The organism is Nocardia sp. NPDC047654, from assembly GCF_043205035.1.
Lineage (GTDB): Bacteria > Actinomycetota > Actinomycetes > Mycobacteriales > Mycobacteriaceae > Nocardia.
Window position 1 is genome coordinate 189,315 of the sequence record NZ_JBIDDF010000007.1, and the last position, 25,536, is coordinate 214,850.

At 69.7% G+C, this 25,536-nt stretch carries 24 protein-coding genes and 1 pseudogene; 9 read left to right on the forward strand and 16 right to left on the reverse strand.

The window, feature by feature from the left end:
• Positions 1-95: 95 nt before the first annotated feature.
• Positions 96-554, reverse strand: a complete 459-nt coding sequence (locus ACGF7Y_RS20700) for a hypothetical protein (RefSeq protein ID WP_393236060.1) — start codon at positions 552-554, stop codon at positions 96-98.
• Positions 555-716: 162 nt separating this feature from the next.
• Between ACGF7Y_RS20700 and ACGF7Y_RS20705 the strand changes: the two genes are divergently transcribed.
• Positions 717-1,235: a MarR family winged helix-turn-helix transcriptional regulator gene (locus ACGF7Y_RS20705; RefSeq protein ID WP_393236062.1), complete on the forward strand. Its 519-nt coding sequence runs from the start codon at positions 717-719 to the stop codon at positions 1,233-1,235.
• A gap of 2 nt (positions 1,236-1,237) precedes the next feature.
• On the forward strand, positions 1,238-2,089 hold the full coding sequence (locus ACGF7Y_RS20710; protein WP_393236063.1) for an EamA family transporter: 852 nt from the start codon (positions 1,238-1,240) through the stop codon (positions 2,087-2,089).
• Positions 2,090-2,149: 60 nt separating this feature from the next.
• On the opposite strand, the gene ACGF7Y_RS20715 is transcribed toward ACGF7Y_RS20710, so the two are convergent.
• Complete coding sequence (locus ACGF7Y_RS20715) at positions 2,150-2,860, reverse strand: SDR family NAD(P)-dependent oxidoreductase (RefSeq protein ID WP_393236064.1); 711 nt, start codon at positions 2,858-2,860, stop codon at positions 2,150-2,152.
• 75 nt (positions 2,861-2,935) lie between these two features.
• The gene (locus ACGF7Y_RS20720) at positions 2,936-3,691 is read right to left on the reverse strand and encodes a ZIP family metal transporter (RefSeq protein WP_393236065.1); all 756 of its coding nucleotides are present in this window, start codon (positions 3,689-3,691) and stop codon (positions 2,936-2,938) included.
• 229 nt (positions 3,692-3,920) lie between these two features.
• Here ACGF7Y_RS20720 and ACGF7Y_RS20725 point away from each other — a divergent pair, with 229 nt between their 5' ends.
• The 3 genes from ACGF7Y_RS20725 (at position 3,921) to ACGF7Y_RS20735 (ending at position 7,178) form a co-directional block, all read left to right on the forward strand.
• Positions 3,921-4,985 carry a fatty acid desaturase family protein gene (locus ACGF7Y_RS20725; protein ID WP_393236177.1) on the forward strand — a complete coding sequence of 355 codons (1,065 nt, stop codon included), beginning with the start codon at positions 3,921-3,923 and terminating at the stop codon, positions 4,983-4,985.
• Between the two features lie 52 nt (positions 4,986-5,037).
• A complete protein-coding gene (locus ACGF7Y_RS20730) occupies positions 5,038-6,678 on the forward strand; it encodes a RecQ family ATP-dependent DNA helicase (protein ID WP_393236067.1) in 1,641 nt (546 codons plus the stop codon).
• Positions 6,679-6,782: 104 nt separating this feature from the next.
• The gene (locus ACGF7Y_RS20735; protein WP_393236069.1) at positions 6,783-7,178 is read left to right on the forward strand and encodes a DUF302 domain-containing protein; all 396 of its coding nucleotides are present in this window, start codon (positions 6,783-6,785) and stop codon (positions 7,176-7,178) included.
• Positions 7,179-7,302: 124 nt separating this feature from the next.
• Here the strand turns inward: ACGF7Y_RS20735 and ACGF7Y_RS20740 are convergent, their stop codons facing one another.
• Positions 7,303-8,160 (reverse strand): universal stress protein, encoded by an 858-nt coding sequence (locus ACGF7Y_RS20740; RefSeq protein ID WP_393236071.1) that lies wholly within the window; start codon positions 8,158-8,160, stop codon positions 7,303-7,305.
• A 393-nt stretch (positions 8,161-8,553) separates the two neighbouring features.
• On the opposite strand from ACGF7Y_RS20740, the pseudogene ACGF7Y_RS20745 reads away from it, so the two are divergent.
• Positions 8,554-8,664: pseudogene (locus ACGF7Y_RS20745) on the forward strand (VOC family protein); the annotation flags it as partial.
• Between the two features lie 132 nt (positions 8,665-8,796).
• Here ACGF7Y_RS20745 and ACGF7Y_RS20750 read toward each other — a convergent pair.
• Positions 8,797-9,342 carry a phosphoribosyltransferase gene (locus tag ACGF7Y_RS20750; protein ID WP_393236072.1) on the reverse strand — a complete coding sequence of 182 codons (546 nt, stop codon included), beginning with the start codon at positions 9,340-9,342 and terminating at the stop codon, positions 8,797-8,799.
• A gap of 119 nt (positions 9,343-9,461) precedes the next feature.
• Between ACGF7Y_RS20750 and ACGF7Y_RS20755 the strand changes: the two genes are divergently transcribed.
• From ACGF7Y_RS20755 to ACGF7Y_RS20765, 3 genes are all read left to right on the forward strand, one after another.
• Entirely contained in the window at positions 9,462-11,198 is a 1,737-nt protein-coding gene (locus ACGF7Y_RS20755) for an FAD-dependent oxidoreductase (RefSeq protein WP_393236073.1), read from the forward strand.
• Between the two features lie 13 nt (positions 11,199-11,211).
• Positions 11,212-11,700: a GNAT family N-acetyltransferase gene (locus ACGF7Y_RS20760; RefSeq protein WP_393236075.1), complete on the forward strand. Its 489-nt coding sequence runs from the start codon at positions 11,212-11,214 to the stop codon at positions 11,698-11,700.
• A gap of 212 nt (positions 11,701-11,912) precedes the next feature.
• Positions 11,913-12,497 carry an NAD-dependent epimerase/dehydratase family protein gene (locus tag ACGF7Y_RS20765; protein WP_393236076.1) on the forward strand — a complete coding sequence of 195 codons (585 nt, stop codon included), beginning with the start codon at positions 11,913-11,915 and terminating at the stop codon, positions 12,495-12,497.
• A gap of 6 nt (positions 12,498-12,503) precedes the next feature.
• On the opposite strand, the gene ACGF7Y_RS20770 is transcribed toward ACGF7Y_RS20765, so the two are convergent.
• The 11 genes from ACGF7Y_RS20770 to ACGF7Y_RS20820 form a co-directional block, all read right to left on the reverse strand.
• Positions 12,504-13,673 (reverse strand): MarP family serine protease, encoded by a 1,170-nt coding sequence (locus ACGF7Y_RS20770; RefSeq protein ID WP_393236078.1) that lies wholly within the window; start codon positions 13,671-13,673, stop codon positions 12,504-12,506.
• A 117-nt stretch (positions 13,674-13,790) separates the two neighbouring features.
• On the reverse strand, positions 13,791-16,499 hold the full coding sequence (locus ACGF7Y_RS20775) for a fumarate reductase/succinate dehydrogenase flavoprotein subunit (RefSeq protein ID WP_393236079.1): 2,709 nt from the start codon (positions 16,497-16,499) through the stop codon (positions 13,791-13,793).
• The gene (locus tag ACGF7Y_RS20780; protein ID WP_393236081.1) at positions 16,496-17,236 is read right to left on the reverse strand and encodes an ABC transporter ATP-binding protein; all 741 of its coding nucleotides are present in this window, start codon (positions 17,234-17,236) and stop codon (positions 16,496-16,498) included. Before ACGF7Y_RS20780 ends, ACGF7Y_RS20775 begins: the two co-directional genes overlap by 4 nt.
• Complete coding sequence (locus tag ACGF7Y_RS20785; RefSeq protein WP_393236083.1) at positions 17,233-18,099, reverse strand: ABC transporter permease; 867 nt, start codon at positions 18,097-18,099, stop codon at positions 17,233-17,235. The genes ACGF7Y_RS20780 and ACGF7Y_RS20785 overlap by 4 nt, the downstream gene beginning before the upstream one ends.
• A complete protein-coding gene (locus ACGF7Y_RS20790; protein WP_393236084.1) occupies positions 18,096-19,523 on the reverse strand; it encodes an ABC transporter substrate-binding protein in 1,428 nt (475 codons plus the stop codon). Before ACGF7Y_RS20790 ends, ACGF7Y_RS20785 begins: the two co-directional genes overlap by 4 nt.
• A gap of 12 nt (positions 19,524-19,535) precedes the next feature.
• Complete coding sequence (locus ACGF7Y_RS20795; protein ID WP_043690033.1) at positions 19,536-19,763, reverse strand: ferredoxin family protein; 228 nt, start codon at positions 19,761-19,763, stop codon at positions 19,536-19,538.
• The gene (locus tag ACGF7Y_RS20800) at positions 19,764-20,519 is read right to left on the reverse strand and encodes a GntR family transcriptional regulator (protein ID WP_393236086.1); all 756 of its coding nucleotides are present in this window, start codon (positions 20,517-20,519) and stop codon (positions 19,764-19,766) included.
• 236 nt (positions 20,520-20,755) lie between these two features.
• Complete coding sequence (locus ACGF7Y_RS20805; protein WP_393236088.1) at positions 20,756-21,751, reverse strand: 1-aminocyclopropane-1-carboxylate deaminase/D-cysteine desulfhydrase; 996 nt, start codon at positions 21,749-21,751, stop codon at positions 20,756-20,758.
• Complete coding sequence (locus tag ACGF7Y_RS20810) at positions 21,748-22,359, reverse strand: QsdR family transcriptional regulator (protein ID WP_393236090.1); 612 nt, start codon at positions 22,357-22,359, stop codon at positions 21,748-21,750. The genes ACGF7Y_RS20805 and ACGF7Y_RS20810 overlap by 4 nt, the downstream gene beginning before the upstream one ends.
• Positions 22,360-22,405: 46 nt before the next feature.
• The gene (locus ACGF7Y_RS20815) at positions 22,406-24,199 is read right to left on the reverse strand and encodes an acyl-CoA dehydrogenase (RefSeq protein ID WP_393236091.1); all 1,794 of its coding nucleotides are present in this window, start codon (positions 24,197-24,199) and stop codon (positions 22,406-22,408) included.
• Between the two features lie 123 nt (positions 24,200-24,322).
• Complete coding sequence (locus ACGF7Y_RS20820) at positions 24,323-25,495, reverse strand: MFS transporter (protein ID WP_393236093.1); 1,173 nt, start codon at positions 25,493-25,495, stop codon at positions 24,323-24,325.
• Between the last annotated feature and the right edge of the window lie 41 nt (positions 25,496-25,536).

Here is a 25,536-nt window from a genome sequence, read left to right on the forward strand (position 1 = left end):
GGTGAGCGCGTGCCGAACGAATCGTCGGCACGACCGCTGTCGCGGACAGGAAGACGGCGGGGTCGTCCCGGTGGTCGGACCGTGTCCGGTGATCTTCAGCCCTGCAGCGGGGCCCGGCGGGCGCTACGCCGCCTGACGGAGTACGGACCTACCAGCATGTACAGACCGGAGAACAGGAGCAGGGCGAGCGGGAGCAGCGGCAGGTAGGACACCCAGATGATCGGCTGCTCCTGGGCCAATGCGACGAAGGTGGCGAGGACCGTCGCGACGAAGACTATGCCCGACCCACGGTGCAGTTGCCGGACCCGTGGTGCGGAAGCGCGGGGAGCCCCGGCCTGCGGGATGTTCGCGGCTCGGCCTCGTCTCGTAGCGGCGAACGACAACACGAAGATGCCGAGACCGGACAAGAGCAGCAAGGCGAGTGGTGCCAGCGGCACGTAGGACACCCAGACCGGACCCTTCAGCGCCAAGGCGACGACGGTGACCACGATCGTCACCGTGAAGACGATGGCAAGCCACCGGTGTGTCCGTCGAACCCGCTCGTTCCAAGTCATGCGTCCTCCTCTGCCTGCGATCCCTCCGCGTCCCGGCGATGCGCCGCGCGGACCTCCGTGCCGATGACGGTAGTTCCGGCTCGGTGACCAGCGCTTCTCGAATCCTGATCGTTCGCAGAACTTCTGTCGGTTGACCTCTGACGGGACGGGTATGCATGAGTCATGCATGATCAGCGTTTGGTGAATCTGCTGGGGGCGGCGGCGCTCGCGATCAACGATGTGCTGCTCGCCGAGGTGCACAGCACCGGTGCGGTGAGCGCCAGCGCCGCGAGCGCGCTGGTGACGCTCGCGCAATCGCCGGGTCTCGGCGTGACCGACCTGGGCAGACGAGTGGGCTTGAGTCAGTCCGCGACCACCCGCATGGTCGATGCGATGGAGGCCGCCGGACTGATCCGCCGCGCTCCCGGCGCGGGCCGGCTGGTCGGTGTGAGCCTGACGCCGTCCGGCAGCGAAACCGCGGGCCGGATCCTCGCCGCTCGCGCCCGGCGGCTGACCGCGCTGGTCTCCGACCTCGACGCCCACGAGCGAGAAGCGTTGACGGAGTTGCTGGTGAAGCTGCTCGCCCGGCTGTACGGGGAGATCGGCAGTGCGGATCTGTTGTGCCGGTTGTGTGACCGCGGCTGCTGCACTCGATCGGCGGTGTGTCCGGTGGGCCAGGCCGAGCGGGACCGGGAGGCCTGATCATGGGCACGCTGCTGGCACTGGTCTCCGCATCGAGTTACGGCCTGTCGGATTTCGTGGGTGGCGTGGCGTCCCGGCGCGTCGGGTTCGTGCGCGTCGCCTTGCTCGGGCAGCTCGGCGGGCTTGCCGTCACCCTCCTCGCCGGCCTCCTGGCTTCCCGCCTCGTGCCGCATCCGGCCGATCTCGGATGGGGAGCGCTGTCCGGCGTGGGTACCGGTATCGCGATGACATTCCTGTTCCGGGGCATCAGCCGCGGAGCGATGTCGGTGGTGGTACCGATCAGCGCCGTGGGTGGCGTCGCGTTGCCCGTCCTCGTCGGCACCGCCGTCCTCGGGGAACATCCGGCGCCCTCGGCGTGGGCCGGGATCGCGGTAGCCGTGCCGGCTCTCTGGCTCGTCGCGGGCGGCGCCACCGGTACCGCCGCGAATGCCCACGCCGCCGTCGGCGACGGACTGATCGCCAGCGCCGGGATCGGCGTGCAGTACCTCGCCTTGGCCCAGGCCACACCGGCCTCCGGTATCTGGCCGGTGACCGCGGGCCGGGCAGCGGCGGTCGTACTCGTCGCCCTGTCGGCGTGGAAGATCGCGTCCGGAGCCGGCGACGCGGCGACGGCCCGGCCACATCGGGCCGACCTCGCCGCCGTGTGCTCCGGCGTCCTCGCCGCCGCCGCACTGGTGTCCTACCTCTTCGCCACCCGGTCCGAGTACCTGGCCGTGGCAGTCGTGTTGTCTTCGCTCTACCCGATCGTCCCCGTGGTGTTGGGCGTGTCGGCGCTGAAGGAGCGATTGCGCCGGAGCCAGATCATCGGGCTGGCCGCCGCGTTGGTGGCGAGCACTGTCATCGCCACCTCCTGAGACGTCGTCGGTGCGCCTGCGCCCTCCGCTGCGCGGCGCCTGCCTTCGTGACCGATCCGATCACCACGGAAGGGTGCCTTCGGCGTCGAAGTAGCCCCCGGTGGGCCCGTCCGGACCCACCTGCGCCATCCGCACGATGATCTCCGCGCCGCGCTCCACGGTCTGGTGGCCGGTTCCGCCGTTCAGGTCGGTCTTGGTGAACCCGGGCTCCACCGCGTTGATCCGCATTTCCGGAAACGCCTTCGCGTACTGCACGGTGATGACGTTGACCGCGGTCTTCGACGCCGGATAGGCGATGCCCGGGTAGGCATACGCCGGGGTGCCCGGGGTGGTGACCCTGCTCAGCGAGGCCAGGCCGCTGCTGACATTGACCACGACCGGGGCCGTGGAACGCCGCAACAGCGGCAGGAACGCGTGCAGGACGCGCACCGTGCCGAACACGTTCGTCTCGAATGTCTGCCGCATCAATTCGGCGGTGAGGTCCGCCGCGCCGGTCACGGTGTCGGTGGCGCTCCATTCCGGTGCGATGCCGGCGTTGTTGACCAGTACGTCCAGGCCTCCGCCCGCCTCGATGGTCGCGACGGCGGCCGCGACGGACGCGTCGTCGGTGACGTCCAGACGCACCGGCCGCGCGCCCAACTGTTCGGCGGCCCGGCGCCCGCGCTCGGCGTCGCGGCTGCCGAGGTAGACGGTGTGGCCCGCCGCGAGGAGTCCGCGGGCGGACTCGAAACCGAGCCCCTTGTTCGCTCCGGTGATCAGTGTTGTCGTCATGATCACCGACGCTAAGAGCTGGAGCGCGCTCGAAGTCAAGCCGAGCCGCATGCCGACCTCGAACCTGACCCAGCCCTAGTGGTCGAGCTGGGACAGCGCGAAGGCGGTGAGGAAACCCGCCACCGTGATCAACCCGACCCACAGGTGGGCGTCCTCGAACGCCTCCGGAATCATGGTGTCGGTGATCATGGCCAGGATCGCGCCCGCGGCCAGGGCGGTGATCGCCGCGAGCACGGCGGGCGCGGCGTCGCCGAGCAATCCGTAACCCGCCATGGCGGACACGCCGCTGATCACCGCTATCCCGCCCCACAAGCCGAACACGTAACGCGGGTGGCGGTGGGCGCGGCGCATACCGGCCGCGCTGGACAGGCCCTCGGGGATATTGCTGATGAACACCGCGGCCACGGTGACGGCGCTGACGGCCTTGCCGCCGAGCAAGCTGGTCCCGATGACGATGGACTCGGGCACACCGTCCAATAGCGCGCCCAACGCGATGGCCGTGCCGGAGCCGGACTGTTCGGCTTCGCTGGGTTGCTGGTCTCCCGAACGCTTGCGGTGGCGAGCGCCACGGCGGGCCAGAGCGAGGTTGGCCAGGGTATAGATCACCGCACCGGACACGGCGCCGAACACGGTGGGCGGCAATCCGGCGCGTTCGTGCGCGTCGGCGATCAACTCGAACGACACCGCCGACAGCAGCACCCCGCTGCCGAACCCCATCACGCTCGCCACGATCTTCGTCGGGACGCGCGCCAAGAATCCCACCAGAGCCCCTATCAGCAGGGCGGATCCGGCCAGCAATCCCCACCCGCCCGCAGTCGACAACCCTGACACCCGACCGTCTCCTCACTGCTCGAACCCGCGGAAACCAGCGCGGATCATCGCTGACTTCTCGTCCGAGCTACCCGCACTGCCGGGGTCGGAAACGAGGCGCCGCCGGTGCGCGGCATTCTGTTCCCCCGAGGGGTCGAGCTGTTCTGTGCTTGACTTGCGATCGAACACCAATGGTCGGATGAGCTCCGGCGGACAACGGCGAGAGCAGGACGGTAGGCGGCCCGTGGTGATGGAAAGTGCTGTGTCGGCGCGCGGCAGTGAGTACGCGGTGTTGCTGCGCCGGGTGCGGGGCGCGGGACTGCTGAGCAGGCGGCGGCGGTATTACGTCTGGAAGAGTGCGCTCACAGCCGTGGCGTTCGCGGCCGGGTGGACGGCGTTCGTGGTGGTCGGCGACTCGTGGTGGCAGCTGGGCGTCGCCGCGTTCCTGGCCGCGGTGTTCGCCCAGATCGCCTTCCTCGGCCACGATGCCGGACACCGGCAGATCTTCGGTACGCGACGCGCCGACTACCTGTACGGCGTGCTCTTCGGCAACCTCGGTATCGGGGTGAGCATCGGCTGGTGGACCAGCAATCACAACCGGCACCACGCACACCCGAACACCGAGGGCGCCGACCCCGACGTCATGGGTGTGCTGGCGCATTCCGGCGATCGAGCACACGCGGCCCGGGGCCTGCGGCGGCTGATCTTCCGGAACCAGGCCTGGCTGTTCTTTCCGATGCTGCTGCTGGAGGGCTGGAGCCTGCACTACGCGAGCGCCCGTGCGGTGCTGCGATGGGACATCCCGCACCGCGCATGGGAGGGACTGTTGCTCGCCGCGCACGCCACCGGGTACCTCTGCGCGGTGTTCCTGGTCCTGTCCCCGGCCGAGGCCGTGATTTTCATCCTCGTGCACCAGGGCCTGTTCGGGCTCTACATGGGCTGCACCTTCGCGCCCAACCACAAGGGGATGGAAGTGCTGGCGGCCGACGACTCGAAGGACTTCCTGCGACGTCAAGTGCTCACCTCCCGCAACGTCCGCGGCAGCCTGCTCATCGATACGGCCTTGGGTGGCCTGAACTATCAGATCGAGCATCACCTGTTCCCGTCCATGCCCCGGCCCAACCTGCGTCGAGCCCAGCCGCTGGTCGCGGAGTTCTGCGCCGAGCGCGGGCTGCCCTATTGCCAGACCGGCCTCCTGGACTCCTATATCCACGCGCTGCGCCACCTGCACAGTGTCGGTCGACTCGCTCGGCCGCTCGCCCCTGTCGGTCCGATCGAGCCCTCGGCAGGCGCGGCGACCGATCGGGTCGGGTGAACCTCGCGCCGCACCGACGTTTTCGCCGTGGCGGTGGTGGTATGCCCAGCCCGTGACGACCTCGTCCGAATACGACAGCCGCCTGCGGAGTCTGGCCGCCGAGAAGTTCGGCTGGACACACCTGCACGACGAGCAGCTGCGGGCCATGGAGCAGGTCATGGCCGGTAAGGACGTGCTGGTCGTGCTGCCGACCGGTGCCGGTAAGTCGGCGATCTATCAGGTGCCCGCATTGCTGCTGGACGGTCCGACCGTGGTGGTGTCTCCGCTCATCGCGTTGCAGAACGATCAGATCGACAGCATCGAGGACAGCCGTGCTCCGGATGCCGTCGCGTTGAACTCCACCCAGAGCAAGAGCGAGCGCCGAGCGGCCTGGGACGCCCTGCGCCGTGGCGATGCCGGATACATCTTCCTCTCGCCGGAGCAACTGGCCAACGAAGACCTGGTCGACGACCTGGCCGCCCTGCGGGTTGCCCTGTTCGTGGTGGACGAGGCGCATTGCGTTTCGGCGTGGGGGCACGACTTCCGGCCGGACTACCTGCGGCTTGCTCCGGTGATCGATCGCCTCGGGCACCCCGGGGTGATCGCCTTGACGGCGACCGCCGCGCCGCCGGTGCGCCGCGATATCGTGTCGCGGCTGGGCATGCGCGACCCTGGCGAAGTCGTGGCCGGTTTCGATCGGCCGAACCTGCGCCTGGCTGTCGACCGATTCACCGACGACGCCGACAAGCGCGAGGCCGTGATCGCCCGCATCCGAACATTGACCTCCGACCCGGCGACGCGCCGCGGACTCGTGTACGTGGCCAGCCGCAAGGACAGCGAGTTCTATGCCGCGGAATCAGCGGCGGCCGGCATCCGGGTAGCGGCCTACCACGCGGGCATGAGGGCCGCTGATCGCGAGCAGGTGCATCAGGACTTCCTCACCGGCGCGATCGACGTGATCGTGGCCACCTCGGCCTTCGGCATGGGCATCGACAAGCCCGACGTACGCTTCGTCCTCCACGCGTCGGCTCCGGAGGCGCTGGACTCCTACTATCAGCAGATCGGCCGCGCCGGACGTGACGGCGAGGCCGCGGAGATCACGTTGTTCTACCGTCCCGAGGATCTGAGCCTGCAGAAGTTCCTCACCGCGACGACGGCCCCCGAGGACACCATCGCCGAAGTGGCACACGCTCTGTACCGGCACGATCATCCCGTCCGGCTGTCCCAGCTCGAAGTCGCCGCCGCCCCCGCTCGGCGCACTCGGGCGATCAACCTGCTCGAACAGGTCGGCGCGATCACCATCACCGAATCCGGCCTGCTCGAAGCGGATTCCGGGCGTACACCCGGCCAGGCGGTCGAGCAGGCGGCGGGGGCCGCGCGGGCCTACGAAGAACTGACCCGCTCGCGCATCGAGATGATGCGCGGCTACGCCGAGACGACAGGGTGCAGGCGACAGCATCTGCTCGGTTACTTCGGTGAGCAACTGCTCGACCCGTGCGGCAACTGCGACACCTGCGATGCCGGAACCGCCGCGCGGCGCACACCGGGCGCCGACGAGTTCCCGGTGCACAGTGCTGTGCGGCACCGTGATTGGGGCGCCGGGAGCATCATGTCCGCCGAAGCCGATCGCATCACCGTGCTGTTCGAGGAAGTCGGATACAAGACCCTGTTCCTGCCCGAAGTGCGTAAGCAGGACCTTCTCACCCGGGGCTGAGCGAGGTGGTGGGCGACCGCGGTCGCGGGGTGCGCGGACAGCTCAGCGGCCGAGCCGCCGACGGCGGGAACCCGAATTCATCCCTTTCACGGAAGGACCGCACCATGAACCTGGGACTGTCCACCACTTTGCACACCAGCTTCGACGACGCCGTCGCACGGACCCGGACCGCCCTGAGTGAGCAGGGATTCGGCGTCCTCACCGAGATCGACATCAGAGCCACCCTGAAAGCCAAACTCGACGAGAACATCGAGGACTACCTGATCCTCGGGGCCTGCAATCCATCCCTGGCCCACGAAGCGGTCGGTATCGACCGGCAGATCGGGCTCCTGCTGCCCTGCAACGTCGTCGTGCGCCGGAACCCCGACTCGGACGCCGAGATCCTCGTGGAAGCGATGAACCCGCAACTGTTGGTCGAGGTCACGAACGAACCGGCCCTGCAATCGGTAGCCACGCAAGCGGCCGTCAAGCTGCAGGCTGCCATCGACTCCCTGGATTGAACGCATTCCCTCGATCGTGATGTGCCCGGAGCGGACCGCACGGCTGGCGCCCGGCGACACGGTCCGGCTGGTGAACTCGAATCCCGCCCGCGCGGGGCGACCCGGTTCGGGTGGAACGAGGCGGTCAGCTCTGCGATCTGGCGATGAGCACAGGCACCGTGGCCCCGTGCAGTACCGCCTGGCTCACCGAACCGAGGGTCATTCCGGCGAAACCGCCGCGCCCGTGGCTGCCGACGACGATCAGCCGCGCGTTCGCGCCCACCTCGAGCAGTCGTCTGGCGGGGCGGTCTTCGGCCACCACTCGCCGCACCGGCACCTGCGGATAGCGCTCGCCGTACCCGGCCAGGCTCTCGGAGAGCAAATGCTCTCCCTCCTGCTGCATCTCGGCGCGCGAGTCGTAGCGGAAGAATTCCGACCAGGTGTGGACCGCGACCAGTTCGGCGCTACGGTGGGCGGCTTCCTCGAAGGCGATCTCGACGGCGCGCGCACTGCACGGCGAGCCGTCCACGCCCACGATCACCGGGCCGACCGCATGCTCGACATCGCCGGGGATCACGGCGACCGGGCATGCGGCGTGCCTGGCCAGCGCGGTGCTCACCGAACCGAGAATACTGCGGCTGAAGACGCCCAGCCCATGGGTGCCGACCACGAGCAGTCGCGCGTTCTCGGATCGGTCGCGTAAGAGCGGGATCGGTGGTGTTTCGGCCAATTCGGTGGTGATGTCGAGTTCGCCGAGCGGGGCGGCCGCCGTCGCGGCGGCTTCCCGCGCGGCCTCGAGTGCCGCGGTTGCCTGCGCGCGGTAACTGTCGAAGTCGATCTGCTCGAGTGCGACGCCCGGTCCGAAATCGGCCGGCGCGGGAATCGAGTCGATGATGTGCAGCGGTGCGTGGCGGTGGGCCGCGGCGAAGCGCACGGCGGCGAGCGCGGATTCCGACCCGTCGACGCCGACGAGGACGGGTGGATTCTCGGGGTCGGCAGACATGAGTTTCGCTTTCTGAACCTGGTGGGCGGCCATGACCGGGCAGTGGACATTTCGTGTACTCGAAGAATAGGTATCGGCGAGGTCGCCCACGCCTGGCGTTGGTCCCGGATGCGAAGGGCTTTCGGCAGCAGGCCCGGGCCGGAGAAGGCAGCGGTATCCGGCACTGCCGATCTACCGCAAGAACCGTGATCCAGGCGGATTCGCGAGCACCGTGCTGGGGTCGACCAGCAACGCGCTGCTGCACTCGGTGGAGGTGCCGATGATCGTCGTTCGTTCACGGTGAGGGGGCGGCCGACGTTCGGACGGGTGCGCAGGTGCGCGGTGTCTACGGCCGTCATCACCGAGCTCTTTCGGCACCGCTGGAACCCCCGGAGTTCCGTGGCGATGATCGCCGCGGCCGACGCCGACGGTCCCACCATCGTCTCCGCGCCGATCGACGGCCCTTTCGGTCGGACATTCACCTTCGCCGACCCCGACGGCTACCAGGTCACTCTCCACGACCGCGTCCGATGGGCCCGACGCCACCGGACGATGACGGACGGATCTATGTCATGTCCGCCGGCGTCGCCTCATCCGGCGCCGATTCGCACTGGTTCGGCCGCCGCGATGTCCCGGTGACAGCGCCGCGGAACCGGGTTACGCGTCGAGCACGCGTGGCCGGCGTTGCACTACCGGCGGCTCGGTGGACCACGGGAAATTGATCCACCGGTCGGTGCGCCGCCACACGTACTCGCTGTCGACCTTCGACCACGGCTTCTGGTAGATCACCGCGCAGCGCACCTCGGCGACTTTGCCGGAGCAGAAGTCGCGAACCAGTTTCAGGGTGGCTCCGGTGTCGGCGACGTCGTCGGCGACCAGCACCGTGGCGCCGGCCAGATCGACGGTCTGCGGCACCGGCGGCAGCATCACCGGCAGTTCCAGGCGCTGGTCGATACCGGTGTAGAACTCGACGTTCATCACGTGCAGGTTCTTCACGTCCAAGGCATAGCCGAGGGCGCCCGCCACGAACAGCCCGCCCCGGGCGATCGACAGGATCAGATCGGGCTCGAAGCCGTCCGCCGCGATGGCCGCGGCGAGTTCCCGGCTCGCGGAACCGAACGATTCCCAGGTCAGTACTTCGCGATCCGTCACAGGCTCTCCCTCTCGCTGGACGCGACGCAGTGAGCATACGAGGGCCGCCATGGTTTCCCGGCGGGTTGCTCGCCGCGGTGGGAAGCGGAAGGGGAAGATGGCCGGAAATCTCGATATCCCGTCCGTATCTCTCGTCCGGCCTGCGTGTTTGCCGCCATACGCTCGAGCGCATGGACAGCCACTACGACGTGCTCGTCATCGGTTCCGGCTTCGGCGGCAGCGTGGCCGCACTGCGAGCGACCGAGAAGGGATACCGGGTCGGCGTGCTCGAGGCGGGCAGGCGGTTCGCCGACGACGAGTACGCGAAGAACTCCTGGCATCTGCGCGAGTACCTGTGGGCGCCGAAACTCGGCTGTTACGGCATCCAGCGGATGACCTTGCTCAACGACACCTTCATCATGAGCGGAACGGGAGTCGGGGGCGGGTCGCTGGTGTACGCCAACACGCTGTACGAGCCGCCGGAAAAGTTCTACCGCGACAAACAGTGGGCGCACATCACCGATTGGCGCGACGAGCTGACGCCGTATTACGACCAGGCCAAACGCATGCTCGGCGTCACCCGGAATCCGGCGACCACACCTACCGACCGGATTCTGCGCGAAGTCGCGGAGGAGATGGGCATCGGCGACACCTATCGCCGCACACCGGTCGGAGTGTTGTTCGCGGACAACGATTCCCGTCCGGGCCAGCAGGTCGCCGACCCCTTCTTCGGCGGCGTCGGGCCGGCGCGCTCGACCTGCACGCACTGCGGTGAGTGCATGACCGGCTGCCGGCACGGCGCGAAGAACACCCTGGTGAAGAACTACCTCTACCTGGCCGAAAAGGCCGGGGCGACAGTGCATCCGCTCACCACCGTGACCGACGTGCGGCCACGGCCGGAGGGCGGTTACGAGGTGCGGACGGTGCGCACCGGGCGGTGGATGCGCAAGGAGAGGCAGACCTTCACCGCCGATCAGGTGATCTTCGCGGCCGCCGCGCTCGGCACCCAGAAGCTCTTGCACCGGTTGCGCGAGAACGGCAGTTTGCCGCATGTCTCGCCGCGGCTGGGCCATCTGGCCCGTACCAACTCCGAAGCGGTACTCGCGGCGCGCTCCCTGCGCAAGGACTCCGACTTCACCAAGGGCGTCGCGATCACCTCGTCCATCCACCCCAACGAGTACACCCACATCGAGCCGGTCCGCTACGGCAAGGACAGCAATGCGATGAGTTTGCTGACCACCGTGCTCGTGGACGGCCAGGAAGGCAGGGCCCGCTGGTGGCTGGGGGTGCGGGAACTCATCGCGCAGCGCCGTCACCTGCATCGGCTGCACAATCCCCGGCGCTGGTCGGAGCGCATCATCGGCGTGCTCGTCATGCAGAACGTCGACAACTCGATCGTGACCTACACCAAGCGCGGCTTGTTCGGCAGGCGGATGACGACCAAGCCGGGCGACGGCACCGCGCCGCCGACCTGGATTCCGGAGGGCCACGAGGTGACCAGGCGGATCGCCGAGAAGATCGGCGGCCTTCCGCAAGGCGCGTGGACCGAGCTGATGAACATTCCGATCACCGGCCACTTCATCGGCGGCTGCGCCATCGGCGACTCGCGCGAGACCGGCGTCGTCGACGCGTATCACCGGGTCTACGGCTATCCCGGCCTGCACATCACCGACGGGTCGACCATTTCGGCGAACCTGGGCGTGAATCCCTCGCTGACCATCACCGCCCAAGCCGAACGCGCCATGGCGCTGTGGCCGAACAAGGGCGAGGACGACCCGCGCCCGCCCCTCGGGACCGCCTACCGCAGGCTCGCCGCGATCGAACCGAAGAACCCGGTGGTCCCCGTCGCCGCGCCGGGCGCGCTGCGGCTGCCGATCACTCCGGTCCGATCGGCCGGAAATACGGTCGCGCGTGGTCGGATCCGGTGACAGGATCGGCGCTGTGCCCGTCCATGTCACCCTGGAACCGCTCGACGAGCGATGCCTCACCGATCTGCTGCGCGCGGCCGTGGCGGACGCGGAGCCGGGCGAGGTGATGCCGGTCGAGGAACCGGGTGACGGCTGGGATGCCGGCCGGACAGCGGCCTTCCTGGCGTTCCACCGAGGCCGGGCGCTGGCGAGTCCGCCGATCGAGTCGACCTACGGCATCCGAGTGGGCGGCGAGGTGGTAGGGGCGGCACGCCTGTGTCCGCTGCCGGACGAGCCGGGAGCCGCCGAGGCCGGAGTATGGATCGGCCGTACCCGCAGGGGAGCGGGCATCGGGACCGCGGTGCTCGGTGGACTGATCGAGCGGGCGAGAGCGGAGGGTTACGCGAAGCTCTTCGTGAGCACGACGGCGGACAACACGGCCGTGTTGCGCATGCTGGCCGCCCGCGGAATCGCGTACGCGGTGGACGACAACGCGGTGACCGCTTGGGTTAGCTGCGGTTGACCCGCCGCGCCGCACTCTGCCCCGGACCCATCGCGGCGGCGAATTCATTGCGGCCGCGTGGAGTACGTAGTCGACCGCGAGGACGCGTCGTCCACGGCCCGGCTCGCCGGGGACCGCCTCGTCCGCGATGCGGTCGCCGGCGGCGGTGACTCGGACACGAGCCACCAGGGGGCCGCGAACACGCGGGAGCGCAGTCGCGGCAAGATAACACCGTGCGCATCTTCCTGGCCGGGGCTACCGGCGTGATCGGCGTCCGCCTGCTTCCGCTGCTGCTCGCGGCGGGACACGAGGTGGCGGGTATGACCCGGTCGGCGGCGAAAGCCGACCGGGTGCGGGCGGCCGGCGCCGAGCCGGTGGTATGCGACGTCTATGACGTGGATGCTTTGACCGCCGCCGTGGTCGGGTTCGGCTCCGACATGGTGATGCATCAGCTCACCGACCTGCCGGACGACGTGGCGCTGCTGCCGGAGCGGGCCGAGGCCAACTCGCGCATCCGCACCGAGGGCACCCGCAACTTGATCGCCGCCGCGCGGGCGGCCGGTGCGAAACGCTTTCTCGCGCAGAGTATCGCGTGGGAGCTGCCGCCCGGGCGGGGCGCGGCGATCCAGGAGCACGAAGCCGCCGTGCTGGACTTCGACGGTGTGGTGGTGAAGTACGGCCAGTTCTACGGTCCGGGCACCTATTACGAGACCGAACTGCCCACGCACCCGCGCGTGCACGTCGACGACGCCGCGGAGCGCACGATTCCGCTGCTGGACGCCTCGAGCGGAGTGGTGATCGTCGCCGACGCGTCCTGACACCGGTCAGGAGGCGCAGGGGCCGGTGTCGACCGGCCGGTCGGATCGCCATGCGTGGTCGAGCCGATCGAGGACCTCCGGCAGGCTCGTGGCGAACCCGACGTTGCTGTTGTTCTCGTCGACACCGAATACGATGCCCAGCACGCGGCCGGCGCGGTCGACCAGCGGTCCGCCCGAATTGCCGTGCTGGATCGACCCGTCCACGGTGTAGATCTCGCGTTCGCCGAGACCGGTGCGGTAGATGTCGCGCACCTGACGCGCGGCCCGGCTGCGCACCCGGGTGGCGGACGCGGTGTAGGACCCGCCCCGCGGATAGCCGAGCGCGATGGCGTCGGCGCCGGGACCGGCGGGTTCGGGCGCAACGGTGAGGGCCGGGGCGGCGAGACCGGGGACGGCGAGCACCGCGATGTCCATGGTCGGATCGAACTGCACGACGTCGGCGGTGAGCGATCCGGTCGGGGCGTCGACGGAGACCTTGCTGGAGCCTGCGACGACGTGCGCGTTGGTCAGCACCCGCTCCGGCGCGATGACGAATCCGGAGCCGGATTGCCGCACACCGCAGATCGGTGCGAGGTCCTGGATCCGCAGCACGCTCGCCCGCAGTTCGGCGGGCATCGGACCGTCGATGATGCCGGGATCGGGCGGCGCGAGCGGGAGGCCGAGCCCGGCCTCCATGATCGGCCCGGTGAGCACCTCGGACAGCCCGGACAGCCAGAACGGCGCGACGTCGTCCACGGTCCGCACGGTGGTCGAATCACGCACCAAGGCGGCGGATTCCACCGGCGCGGCGAACAACCACACCACCAGCGGGACCGCGAGCACATGAACGAGGCAGCCGCAGAGGGCGTCGACGCGCCGCGTGAGGGGATCGGAAACCGTCGCGCGCGCGGCTTGTCCGGCCCGGTGCCCGGCGACCGCGCCGAAGGCGACCAACCCGACGATCACCATCAGCACCAGGAGGAGCCGCACGGCGCCCGGAGCGAGTTGACCGAGCACCGCCGCCGACAGCGCCGCGCCGAGGATCGCCCCCGCCAGTCCACCCGCGAAGCCGGGCAGCCCCACGATCGCGCCGCGGCGCCAGCCGAGCACCGCCGCGACCGCGAGGATGCCGAGAACGGCCAGATCCAGCCAGTTCGGCACGGTCAACGCCACACTCCCGTCGCTGCTGATGGACAACGGCGCGGACTCGTCGTCGGCCGCCCCGTCACCACCCGGCTATACCCTGGTTAGCGCGTCGGCAACGGTCGAGCCGCTAATTTAATCAGCGATTCGAGCTGCGGCAACCATGTTGCCCTATGCCGTGGGCTGGGTGGCCAGCGCCCGCCGGGCATACGCGCGCACGTCGGCGTCGGTGTCGTCGATCGCGGCGCGCAGCGCGTCGTGCGCGGCGGGCAGGTGCGGCCACACCGAGAGCGACAGCACCGCCGCCTTGCGGACGTCGAGATGCGGATCGTGCAGGGCGGCGGCCAGAATCGGCACCGCGAGGTCCGGGTCGGCGCCTGCGAGCCCGCGTGCCGCACCTTGACGGATCTGCCAGGCCGAATGGCGCAGCGCGGCGTCCAGTGCGGTGACGTCCGCGGGTTCGCCACCCAGCTCGGCGAACGCGGTGAGCGCCGCGGCACGCACCAGCGGGTCGTGGTCGTCGCCGAGGCGACGGATCACCTCGAGCCCGCCGTCGCCGATGGCGGCGAGGCCGTGGGCGACGGCGATCCGCACTTCCCGATTCTCGTCGGCGGCCAGGGTGGCGACGCCGTCGCGATCGTTCAGCGACACCAGCGCGCGGACCGCTTCGATGCGGACGCGATGATCCCCGTCCGCCAAGGCGGCGCGATACTGCGCGGCCTCGCCCGCCCGCAGCGCGCGCAGCAGATCGATCACGGTGGATCGCACGACGGGATCGGCCGAACCGAGCCGGTCGGCAAGCCCTTCCGCGGAGGGCAGCACTTCGACGAGTTCGCGCAGACTGGCCGCGGCAGCACGCCGGACCGAGGCCGCTTCGTCGTCCAAGGCCTCGCCGAGGGTGATCGAGAAGCCCTCCGGGGTGTGCTCGCTCAGCACCGAGATCGCCGCGGCCCGGACGCCCGCGTCGGGATCGGTCAGATAAGCCGACAATTGCTCCACGCTGGGCTCGTCGAGCGCGAGCAACGCGACGATCCGAGGTGACGGGGGAGCGGCGGGTTGCGCCGTCGCGGTGGCGGCCCGATCGTCGTCAGCGGCGACGCCGATATGCGGCGCACGGCCTGCGATCAGGTGCGGCTGGTGCACCGGCACCGCTTCGGCATCGGCCGAGGGCAGGTCGTCGAGCCCGGGCACGGGAACCAGGTACGGCGCCACCGGTCGCTTCAGGAAGGCCATGGTTCCGTCGGGGTTCTTGCGCAGGTTGAGGTGGTATCGCCATTCGACATCGTCGCGTTCGGGTAGGTCGGCGCGCTCGTGATAGAGGCCCCAACGGGATTCGGTCCTGGTCAGGGAGCTGCGGGCGGCCATATCGGCGCAGTCGCGGATGAAGGACACCTCCACCGCGCGCATCAGCTCGTGCGGGGTGCGCGCGCCGATGCTCTCGACCTCTCCGCGCATCCGGTCGAAGGTCTCCACCGCGATGCTCAGCTTGGCCGCGGTCTTGGGCGGCGCGACATAGTCGTTCACGAAACGCCTCAGCTTGTATTCGACCTGCGGTTGCGGCGGCCCGTCCGGCTGACGCAACGGCCGGTAGATCAGCTCGTGGGCCGCGGCCAGTTGGTCCTCGGGCAGGTCGGCGGGTGCGGCGACCTCGTCCAGGGTGGACGCGGCGTGCGCGCCGGCGAGATCGCCGTAGACGAACGCGCCGATCATGTAGTTGTGCGGCACGCACGCCAGATCGCCCGCCGCGTACAAGCCGGGCACCGTGGTGCGCGCGTGCTCGTCGACCCACACGCCGGAGGCGGAATGCCCGCTGCACAGGCCGATCTCGGAGATGTGCATCTCGATGTCGTGAGTGCGGTAGTCGTGACCGCGGTTGGCGTGGAAGGTGCCGCGGGTGGGGCGCTCGGTGGTGTGCAGGATGCCTTCGAGCGTGCTCAGCGTTTCGTCGGGCAGGTGCGACACCTTGAGATAGATGGGGCCGCGCGCGGATTCGATCTCCCGCTTGACCTCGGCCATCATCTGGCCCGACCAGTAATCGGAGTCGACGAAGCGTTCACCCTCGGCGTTGACCTGGTAGCCGCCGAACGGATTGGCGACGTAGGCGCAGGCCGGGCCGTTGTAGTCCTTGATCAGCGGGTTGATCTGGAAGCATTCGATGCCGCTGAGTTCGGCGCCCGCGTGGTAGGCCATCGAGTAGCCGTCGCCCGCGTTCGTCGGATTCTCGTAGGTGCCGTACAGGTATCCGCTGGAGGGCAGCCCGAGCCTGCCGCACGGCCCGGTGGCCAGGATCACCGCTTTCGCGGCGACGGCCACGAATTCGCCGGTGCGGGTGTGCAGGGCGGCGGCGCCGACGGCGCGCCCGCCCTCGGTGAGCACGCGCACCGGCATGAGCCGGTTCTCGATGCGGATCCGCTCGCGCATCTTGCGTTGGCGCAGGACGCGATACAGCGCTTTCTTGACGTCCTTGCCCTCGGGCATCGGCAGTACGTACGAGCCGGAGCGGTGCACCCGGCGCACCGCGTACTCGCCGTACTCGTCCTTCTCGAACTTCACGCCGTAGCGCTCCAGCCGCTGCACCATGGCGAAGCCGCGCGTGGCCGTCTGATAGATGGTGCGCTGGTCGACGATCCCGTCGTTGGCCCGGGTGATCTCGGCGACGTAGTCCTCCGGTTCGGCCTTGCCCGGGATGACGGCGTTGTTGACGCCGTCCATGCCCATGGCCAGCGCACCGGAGTGCCGCACGTGCGCCTTCTCCAGCAGCAGCACGTTCGCGCCCTGCTCGGCGGCGGTGAGCGCGGCCATCGTGCCCGCCGTGCCGCCCCCGATGACGAGCACGTCGCAGTCCAGCCGGATCTGTTCGGATAGCGGCGGAATGTTCACAGTCTCTCCAGGATCTCGGCCTTCGTCGCGGACCGGTCGATCGCCTCGCGTGGGCTGGGCACCGGCACCAGCGCCCGCAGCGTGCCGCCGCCGAGCACGGCGATGCGGTCGCCGAGCAGCAGGGCCTCGTCGAGGTCGTGGGTGACGAAGACGATGGTGGTGGGGTGGGCGCGCCAGGTCTGGATCAGCAGGCGCTGCATGGTTTCCCTGGTCTGGGTGTCCAGCGCGCCGAACGGCTCGTCCATCAGCACGGCGCGCGGCGCGGCGGCCAGGCTGCGCGCCAGCTGGACGCGCTGGCGCATGCCGCCGGACAGGTCGCGCGGCAGATAGTCGGCGTACCCGGTGAGCCCGACTTCGTCCACCCAGTGCAGGGCCGTGGCCCGGCGCTCGGCCCGGGGCGTGCCGCGCAGGCGCAGGGCCAGCTCGATGTTCTGCCGCACGGTGCGCCAGGGCAGCAGCGCGTCGTCCTGGAACACCAGGGCGCGGTCGGCCGCGGGGCCGCTCACGCGGCCGCCGTCGGCCAGGATGGTTCCACCTTCCGGGGCGCGCAGTCCGGCGATCGCGCGCAGCAAGGTCGACTTGCCGCAGCCGGATTTGCCGACCACGACCAGGATCTCGCCCGGCGCGATCGCCAAGTCGAGCCCGTCGAGTACCGGTTCGCCGCCGTAGGCGATCCGGACGCCGGTGAGGCTCAGGCGCATCCCGGTCGATGCCGGTGCGTCGATCACTGTGGTCATGCTTCGACCTCTCTGGGCAGCCAGCGGGTGATGCGGCGGCCGGCCAGCTCGACCAGCCCCGATGTCGCGAAACCGAGGACGCCGATGGTGATCATGCCGACGAACACCGCCGGATAGTCCACGATGGTGTAGGCCTGCCAGGTGCGGTAGCCGACGCCGAGCCGTCCGGAGATCATCTCCGCGGAGATGAGACAGATCCATGCCACGCCGACGCCGACCGACAGTCCGCTGAAGACGCCGGGCAGGATGCCGGGGAACACCACGCGCGCGAGCACGTCCAGCCGGGACGCGCCGAGGGTGCGCACCGCGTCCTCCCAGATCGTGGGCAGTGCGCGCACCGCGTGCCTGGTGCTGACCAGCACCGGGAACAGCGACGCGGTGAAGGTGATGAACACGATGCCGGATTCGTCGCTGGGGAACAGCAGGATCGCGACCGGGACCAGGGCGATGGCCGGGATCGGCCGGACCAGTTCGGCCAGCGGGCCGAAGGTGTCGGCGAGCAGCCGTGAGCGGCCGAGGCCGATGCCCGCGATCACGCCGACCACCGCGGCCAGCCCGAAGCCGGTGACGATCCGGATCAGCGACTGCGCGATGTCCAGGTAGTACTGGTCGGCGCGCAACTGGGTGCCGAATTCGGCGACGATCTCGGTGACGGTCGGCAACGTGTCGAAACGCAGACCCGCCCGCACGTTGTTGACCGTGAGCAGCTGCCACAGGCCGACCGCGGCGGCGACCGAGGCGACCCGCAGCAGGCGCGAGCGCCAGGCCGACCGCGACCCCGGGGCGGCGGCCGAGCGGGTCGCGGTGGCGTCGGTGGTGTTCGCGGTGGCCCGCACCGCGGGGGCGGCGAGTTCGCTGGTCATCCGCGTACTTCCGTGACGGCCTGGTCGTAGGTGATCGGAGCGGCGGACGGATGCGCCTGCCGGTACCGCTGCGCGGCGGCGGTGGTGGTGAAGGGCAGGTAGGAGGCGCCGTCGCGCAGCCAGATCGACTTGTCGGCGAACCAGCGCGTGCCGAGTTCGGTATCCGGGACGTAAGCGGCGCGGATCGTCTTGCCCTGCGCTTTCGCGGCCTGGACCGCGCGCAGCAGGCAGGTCGGGTCCGCGGCCGGTTGCGGCTTCGGTGCGCCGTCCAGCCACAATTCGCCGGCCAGCGCGGGGTTCTCCGCCGCCTTGCCGCAGACGGGATCGGCGCCGGTGACGCGGGTCGGGTTGGCGGTGGAAGCCAGTTCACCGTCATAGTCGGTGCGCCCGGTCTCCGCGAACGCCTTGCGCAGCGGCGCGTCGTCGACGAACCGGTCGATGTCCAGGTCGGCGAAATCGCCGATCGACTTCAGGTACGCCACATCGCCTTTGAGCGCCGAGATCAGGCTGGGCTTGAGCGTCGTGTCGAAACTCGTTCCGCCGGGGCCGTTGTAGAGGTACACCACCTCCTGGGGCAGCCCGGACCCGTCGGCGACGATCTTCGCGGCCTCGAACGGCTCGTCCCGCAGGAACTGGGTGGCGTCCAGCTGCGCGGCGAGGAACGCCTGGAGCACCTCCGGGTGATCGGCGGCGTAGGCGCGCCGGGCCACCACGCCGTGGAAAGTCGGCACGCCGAGTTCGGCGCCGTCGTAGAGCAGCTTGGCCTTGTTCTGGAACACGACCAGACCGGGCCACGCGACGAACTGCGACAGCGCGCCCACCTGACGGGACTCCAGGGCGGTCGCGCCGACCTGCGGCTGCTGGTTGAGCACCTCCACGCCCTTGACCGGGTCGATCCCGGCCCGCGACAGCGCTTGCACCAGGGTGCCGTGCCCGGCCGAACCCACGCTGGCCGAGATCTTCTGCCCGGCCAGGTCGCCGATGCCGGTGGCCGCCGAATCGTTCGGCACGACGACCATGTTCAGCGCGCCCTTGGGGTTGTACCCGGTCACCGACACCAGTTCGGTGCGCGAGCGCTCGCCTGCCTGGGTGCGGGAGCCGTTGATCAGCAACGGGTAGTCACCCATCGACCCGATGTCGATCTTCTCGGCCACCATTTGCGCGGTGATCGGCGCGCCGGTGTCGTAGTCCTGCCACTCGACCTGGTACTTGGCCCCGCCGTTGTCGGTGATCTTCTGTAGCCGCCGCTCGAGGTAGCCCTGCGCGCGCAGCAAGGTGCCCGCGGTGACAGTGTTGATGGTCTTCGACTGGTAGCCGACGACCAGCTTCACGGTGCCCGCGGGGGTGTCGTCGGTCTGCTCGAGCGAGCACCCGGTCAGCGCGAGCGCGGCGGCGAGCAGGATGGGGGCGAGTTTTGCTTTCATCGGTCTTCCAGATCAGCGGAGCAGGTAGGGCATGTTGACGGTGACGGCGCCGGTGGGGCAGCGGGCCGCGCAGGGACCGCAGTACCAGCACTCGTCCACGTGCATGAAGGCCTTGCCGTTGTCGGGGTTGATGGCCAGGGAGTCGAGCGGGCAGATCTCCACGCACAGCGTGCAGCCCTGGATACACAGCGACTCGTCGATGGTGACGGGGATGTCGGCGCGCTGGTTCACGAGTGCCATCTAGAGGACCTTCCATTCGGGGGTGCTGCGGGTCAGGCTGCCGCGCATGGTGATGCGGTCGCCGCGCATGCGGATGTACTCGAGGTCGACGGGGCGGCCGTCGTCGAGCCGGGTCAGGCGTTCCAGCATCAGCAGCGGCGCGCCGCCGGGGACGTCGAGGGTGGAGGCGGTGTGCGGGTCGGCGGGCACCGCTTCCAGGGCGAGGTCGGCCGAGCCGAGCGAGCGGCCGCTGATGCGTTCCAGCAGCACGAAGACGTCGGTGTGCTCGAGATCGTGGCCGAGCACCTCGGTGCCGATGTCGGGCACGAGGTAGGTGAGGTCCAGGCTCAACGGCAGATCCGCGAGGTAGCGCAGCCGCTCGAGATAGACCACCCGCTCGCCCGGCGCCAGACCGAGCCTGCGCGCGACAGCCGGCGGCGCGGCGACGTGCATCGCCGCGCGCACCTCGTTGCGCACGGTGCCGTGGCCTTTGAAGGTCTCCTGCAATCCGAGCAGGGCGTCGAGCCCGTGGTCGTACTTGCGGGTGGCCACGCGGGTGCCCACCTTGGGCGCCCGGTCGATCAAGCCCTCGTCCTTCAACAGCGCCAAGGCGTCGCGGACGGTATTGCGCGAGGCGCCGTACTCGGCGGCCAGGTCCTGTTCGCTCGGCAGCGCGCCGTCGAACGCGCCCGCGTGCAGTTGGTGGCGCAGGATGTCGGCCACCCGCCGCGCCTGATCGGCGCGCAAATGCCGCACCGGCGTGGGTTCCGCTGCCACCGTTTCCGCCTTTCCATCGCTGACCTGCACGAATAGCGACGATAATGCGGATGGGGCGGCGTTTTCGCCCGCGCCGCCGCCGGGAAAAATCAGGGGATGTTATTGCGCCGGGTGTCCCGCCGCCCGACCTGGCGATATGCCCGGCTGTCCGGGCATTACGCCACGTAGGGCGCCGACGGCCGAATTTCGATCACGGCGATTCGAACGCGGCGGCGACCAGGCTTCGGCGCACCGATCTATGGTCGTGGGCCGTAGGTATTGAGGAACAGCACCGGTTCCGCGCCGAAGTCGCCCGCGCCGTCCATCGCGAGCAGCGCCGCGAGCGCTTTGGCGGTGTAGACGGTCTCCAGGCGCAATCCGCTCGCTTCCGCGCGCTGTTCGGCGTCTTGGGCGGCGGGCGTGGTGTGGCCGTAGCCGGGACCGAGCCAGTCGGTCGTCATCATGATGTCCTCGGGCCGAAGTCCGGTCGGCGCGAAGCGCGCTCCGCGTGTACGGAGCAGGCGTTCGGTCCGTTCGGCGAGGCGGACGATGTGCTTCGCGTCGAGCGGAAGCGTGTCGTTGACGACGACCCCGACGACGCGCGTGCGCAGCCCGGCGAGCCGCAGGCCGAGCGCGAGGCCGGCCGCGGTGCCGCCGGATCCGACCGCGGTGACGAGATAACCGGGCTCGGGAAGCTCACCCGCGGCGACCTGGGCCGCGAGTTCGCACGCCGCTTCGACATAGCCCAGCGCGCCGACCGGTGACGACCCGCCCGCAGGGAGGAAGTACGGACGCCTGCCGCCACGGATCCGGCGCAGATACAGCCACGGCGCCGCGAGGATCGTGCGCGGTTTGCTGTGCGTGTAATACAAAGTGGCGCCGGAATTCTCCAGTCGCCGCAGTTGTGCGCGCACGTGGTCGTCGACCGGCTGGTCCAGCAGCGCGAGAGCGGTATCGATACCGTGGGCGCGCCCGTACAAGGCCGTGGCGAGGCCCCAGTTGGTTCCCGTGCCGCCGACCGTGAGGATAGTGCGCGCACCGCGCCGTCGTGCCTCGGGTAGCAGCCATTCCAGCTTGCGGACCTTGTTGCCGCCCCATCCGCCGTCGCCGTATCCGCTCTCGTCCTTGCACCACAACTCGGCGGCGGTGCCGAGGTCACAGCGGCGCACAGGCGTCGGAGCGGTGCCGAGCCGGAGGAACGGCAACGTGTCGGCCACCTCGGGAAAGCGCGCGTGCAGCAGCGCTCCGGTCACGGCGCGATGGCCTCGGGGATGCCCAGCAGCGCCGCCTGCACCTCGTGCAGCCGGTCCACGTCGCCGCGGATACCCGCGACGTTGTCGTTGTACAGGAACGCCTCGCCGAGCCGGACCAGTGCGTAAGCGAGCAGCGCCGGTTCCAGCGGCGGGTCGTAGCCGTCCTCCTCCGTGGCGCGGAGGATCAGTTCCTGGACGGTGCCCACGACCAGCGGCTGTACCGGCCCGTCGCTCGCGGTGAGGATGCGCAGCCCGGACAGCGGCTCGTTCTCGAAGTAGCGGCGGAACGGTTCGTTGTCGGTCATCCACCGGTTGACCCGGTACAGCACGTCCAGGATGCGCCGCGCTCCGGTGGAGCGGCGGCGGGCGTCCGCCCGGCTGAGCAGCGCCTCGAACTCCCCGGCCAGGACCGCACCGAGCACCCCGTCGCGAGAGCCGAACCAGCGGTAGACCGACGCGCGGCTGAGCCCGAGCTGTCCGGCGATCGCCTGGATGTCCACGCGGTCACCGGACAGGAACGCCCGGCGAGCGTGCTCGATGACCTGTTCCCTGGTCGCGGAGGCCGGTCGGCCGGGAGGGCGGGTGGTCCGCTGACTGGAATCGATCACCGCGGAATGATACATCTTCTAGAAAGTGTATCGAAACGGGCTGTGTTCAGAACCAGGCGTCGCGCATTTGCAGGGTGGTCGTGTCCAGGCTGGCGAGCAGATCCAGTGCCGGTGCGGTCTTGGGCAATTCGAAACGATAGAAGAACCGGGCCGCGTGCCGCTTGCCATCGTAGAAATCGCCTGCACGGTCCGCGGTGGCGAGGAACTGCTCGAGCCAGATCCAGGCCAGCACGGTGTGCCCGAAGGCTTCCAAGTACACCGAGCTGTTGGCCAGCGCGGCCTCGACATCGCCGGAGGCGAACAGCCCCGCGGTGACCTCGACCAGCCGCCGCCACGCCGAATCCAGTTGCGCGGCCAGTTCGGCCGCCTCGCCGCCCGCCGCGCGAGCGGCGGTGATGGTCGCATCGATCCGGGACCCGAGTGCGAGCAGGCTCGCGCCGCCCTGCTGGGTCACCTTGCGCCCGAGCAGATCCAGGCCCTGGATGCCGTGCGTGCCCTCGTGGATCGGGTTGAGCCGGTTGTCCCGATAGTGCTGCTCGACGTTGTATTCGCGGGTGTAGCCGTAGCCGCCGAGCACCTGGATGGCGAGGCTGTTGGCCTCCAGGCACCACTGCGAGGGCCAGCTCTTGGCGATCGGGGTCAGGATGTCCAGCAGTTGGGTGACCGCGCGGCGGTCGTCGTCGGACTCGGCGGTGCGCTGCTCGTCGACCAGCTGCGCGCAGTAGAGCACCAGCGCCAGCGCCCCTTCGGCGTACGCCTTCTGCGCCAGCAGCATTCGCTTCACGTCGGCGTGCTCGATGATCGGCCGCTGCGGCGCGGACGGGTCGGCGGGAAGCTTGGCCCGGCCCTGCGTGCGGGTGCGGGCGTAGTCCAGCGACTCGAGGTATCCGGTGTAGCCGAGCGCGGTGGCGACCAGGCCGACGCCGATGCGCGCCTCGTTCATCATGTGGAACATGTAGGTCAAGCCGCGATGCGGTTCCCCGACCAGGTAGCCGACCGCGCCCGGCGCGCCGCCCGGCGTCCAGCGGCCCTCGCCGAAATTGAGCACGGTGTTCACCGTGCCGCGGAAGCCCATCTTGTGATTGAGCCCGGCCAGGGCGACGTCGTTGCGTTCGCCGATCGCGCCGTCGTCGCCGACCAGGAAGCGAGGCACCACGAACAGCGAGATGCCCTTGGTGCCCGCGGGCCCACCGGGGATCTTGGCCAGCACCAGGTGCACGATGTTCTCGCCGAGTTCGTGGTCGCCGCCCGAGATCCACATCTTCGTGCCGAACAGGCGATAGCTGCCGTCGTCCTGCGGTTCGGCGCGGGTGACGATATCGGCCAGCGACGAGCCGGCCTGCGGCTCCGACAGGCACATGGTGCCGAAGAAGCGGCCCGCGAGCATGGGCTCGACGAACTTCTCGACGTGCTCCGGGCCGTGGGCGAGGAGCAGATTCGCATTGGCCACGGTGAGGAACGGGTAGCCGGCGGTGCCCGGGTTGGCCGCCTGGAACCAGGCGTAGCTCGCCTGCGCGACGGTCGCGGGCAGCTGTGCGCCACCGAGTTCGTAATCCATTGCCGCCGAAGGCAATCCGGCCTTGGCGAAGGCTTCCAGCGCCTGCCCGACCTCCGGGATGATGGTCACGCGCTCGCCGTCGAAAGTGGGTTCGTTGGCGTCGTTGAGCTTGTTGTGCGGCGCGAAGTATTTGGTCGCGAGCTGCTCGCTGAGGTCGAGCACGGCGTCGAAGGTCTCGCGCGAGTGCTCGGCGTACCGCTCGCGTTTGGTGAGCCGCTCGACGTCCAGCCACTCGTAGAGCAGGAAATCGAGATCGCGCCGGGACAGCAAGGTCGACCGCATCAGCCCGTCCTTTCGAGACATGTTCGACGTACTGTATCTTACGGGTCGGTGGTCCGGTATCCACGGCCATCGCACCGTTCGGCCGCTGAGGAGTATGCCTGGCCGGCGATCTGCGTTCCCGATCTATAGACGACGCCGGAGCGTGTAGCCGATCACGGTGGCCCCGGTGACGAGGACCGGAACGAGCAACAGTGCGCTCGCCAAGCCCGTCGATTCGGCGGCGAAGCCGATCGCCGGGGGCGCCAGAAGGATCCCTCCATAGCCGAGGGTGGTAGCGACCGCCACGCCACTCGCACCGCCGCTGGACCCGGCGGCTCCGATGGCGAGCGGAAAAAGGTTGGCCAGCCCGAGCCCGGCGAGGGCGAGGCCCGCGAGGGCGAGCCACGGCCAGGGTGTGATCGCGGCGATCGTTGTGCCGAAACACGCTGTCACGCCGCCGGTCAGCAGGACGCGTCCCGGCCCGGCGGCGGTGATGAGGGCGCCACCCGCCAACCGGCCCGCTGTCATGGCGCCCTGGACGATTCCGTACCCGGCCGCCGCGAGACCGTCGGTAGTCCCCAGGTCGGTGCGCAGATGCAGCGGCATCCAATTGTCCAGACCTCCTTGGGCGAAGGCCGCGCACAGCCCGATCACGCCGAACATCGCGACGAGCCCTGCGGAGCCGGCGCCCACCGGGCCGGACGGCGAGGGCTGGGCGCCGGGCACGGGATCGGCGGTCAGTGCCCACCCGGCCACGGAGGCGGCCACCATGCCCAGCGGGGCCACCGACAGCAGGTGCCCGACCGGCGAAAGGTTCGCCGCGAGGACCGCACCGACCCCGGCTCCGGCCAGGCTGCCGAGGCTGTTGGCCGCGTGCAGCGCCGGCATCAGGGGTCGGTCCAGCGCCGTGACCAGATCCACGGCCACCGTATTGACAGCGACGTCCAGCGCTCCGAAGGCCACCCCGAAGACGGTCAACGCCATCGCGAGCTGTGGCACGGACGTCGCCATGGGAGGCAGCACCACCGTGGCCGACAACATCCATCCGGCCGCAGGCGCCACCCGCGCGGCGCCCCAGCGACGGCAGATCGCGCCCCCTGCCGACATCGTCGCCACCGCGGCGACCGACATGGCCAGAAGCGCCACACCGAGTTCGCCGGGCGCGGCGTGCATGCGGTGCGCGACAGCGGGGATACGCACCGCCCATCCCGCGAAGACGAAACCCCCGAGAGCGAACAGGGCCGTCACCGCAGCCCTGGCGCGCCACAGCGGCATGAAGCCCGACCGCCGCGTAAGCATCGATCTGTTACCAGTCATAGATTTAGACGGTAAGCAATGTCGCTCTTACCGGTCAACGG

Excerpts from the sequence above, each read along its gene's own strand:
- ACGF7Y_RS20700 (WP_393236060.1), bottom strand. The coding sequence starts at position 554 with ATGACTTGGAACGAGCGGGTTCGACGGACACACCGGTGGCTTGCCATC.
- ACGF7Y_RS20705 (WP_393236062.1), top strand. The coding sequence starts at position 717 with ATGCATGATCAGCGTTTGGTGAATCTGCTGGGGGCGGCGGCGCTCGCG.
- ACGF7Y_RS20710 (WP_393236063.1), top strand. The coding sequence starts at position 1,238 with ATGGGCACGCTGCTGGCACTGGTCTCCGCATCGAGTTACGGCCTGTCG.
- ACGF7Y_RS20715 (WP_393236064.1), bottom strand. The coding sequence starts at position 2,860 with ATGACGACAACACTGATCACCGGAGCGAACAAGGGGCTCGGTTTCGAG.
- ACGF7Y_RS20725 (WP_393236177.1), top strand. The coding sequence starts at position 3,921 with ATGGAAAGTGCTGTGTCGGCGCGCGGCAGTGAGTACGCGGTGTTGCTG.
- ACGF7Y_RS20735 (WP_393236069.1), top strand. The coding sequence starts at position 6,783 with ATGAACCTGGGACTGTCCACCACTTTGCACACCAGCTTCGACGACGCC.
- ACGF7Y_RS20740 (WP_393236071.1), bottom strand. The coding sequence starts at position 8,160 with ATGTCTGCCGACCCCGAGAATCCACCCGTCCTCGTCGGCGTCGACGGG.
- ACGF7Y_RS20750 (WP_393236072.1), bottom strand. The coding sequence starts at position 9,342 with ATGGCGGCCCTCGTATGCTCACTGCGTCGCGTCCAGCGAGAGGGAGAG.
- ACGF7Y_RS20755 (WP_393236073.1), top strand. The coding sequence starts at position 9,462 with ATGGACAGCCACTACGACGTGCTCGTCATCGGTTCCGGCTTCGGCGGC.
- ACGF7Y_RS20780 (WP_393236081.1), bottom strand. The coding sequence starts at position 17,236 with ATGACCACAGTGATCGACGCACCGGCATCGACCGGGATGCGCCTGAGC.
- ACGF7Y_RS20785 (WP_393236083.1), bottom strand. The coding sequence starts at position 18,099 with ATGACCAGCGAACTCGCCGCCCCCGCGGTGCGGGCCACCGCGAACACC.
- ACGF7Y_RS20790 (WP_393236084.1), bottom strand. The coding sequence starts at position 19,523 with ATGAAAGCAAAACTCGCCCCCATCCTGCTCGCCGCCGCGCTCGCGCTG.
- ACGF7Y_RS20795 (WP_043690033.1), bottom strand. The coding sequence starts at position 19,763 with ATGGCACTCGTGAACCAGCGCGCCGACATCCCCGTCACCATCGACGAG.
- ACGF7Y_RS20815 (WP_393236091.1), bottom strand. The coding sequence starts at position 24,199 with ATGCGGTCGACCTTGCTGTCCCGGCGCGATCTCGATTTCCTGCTCTAC.
- ACGF7Y_RS20820 (WP_393236093.1), bottom strand. The coding sequence starts at position 25,495 with ATGACTGGTAACAGATCGATGCTTACGCGGCGGTCGGGCTTCATGCCG.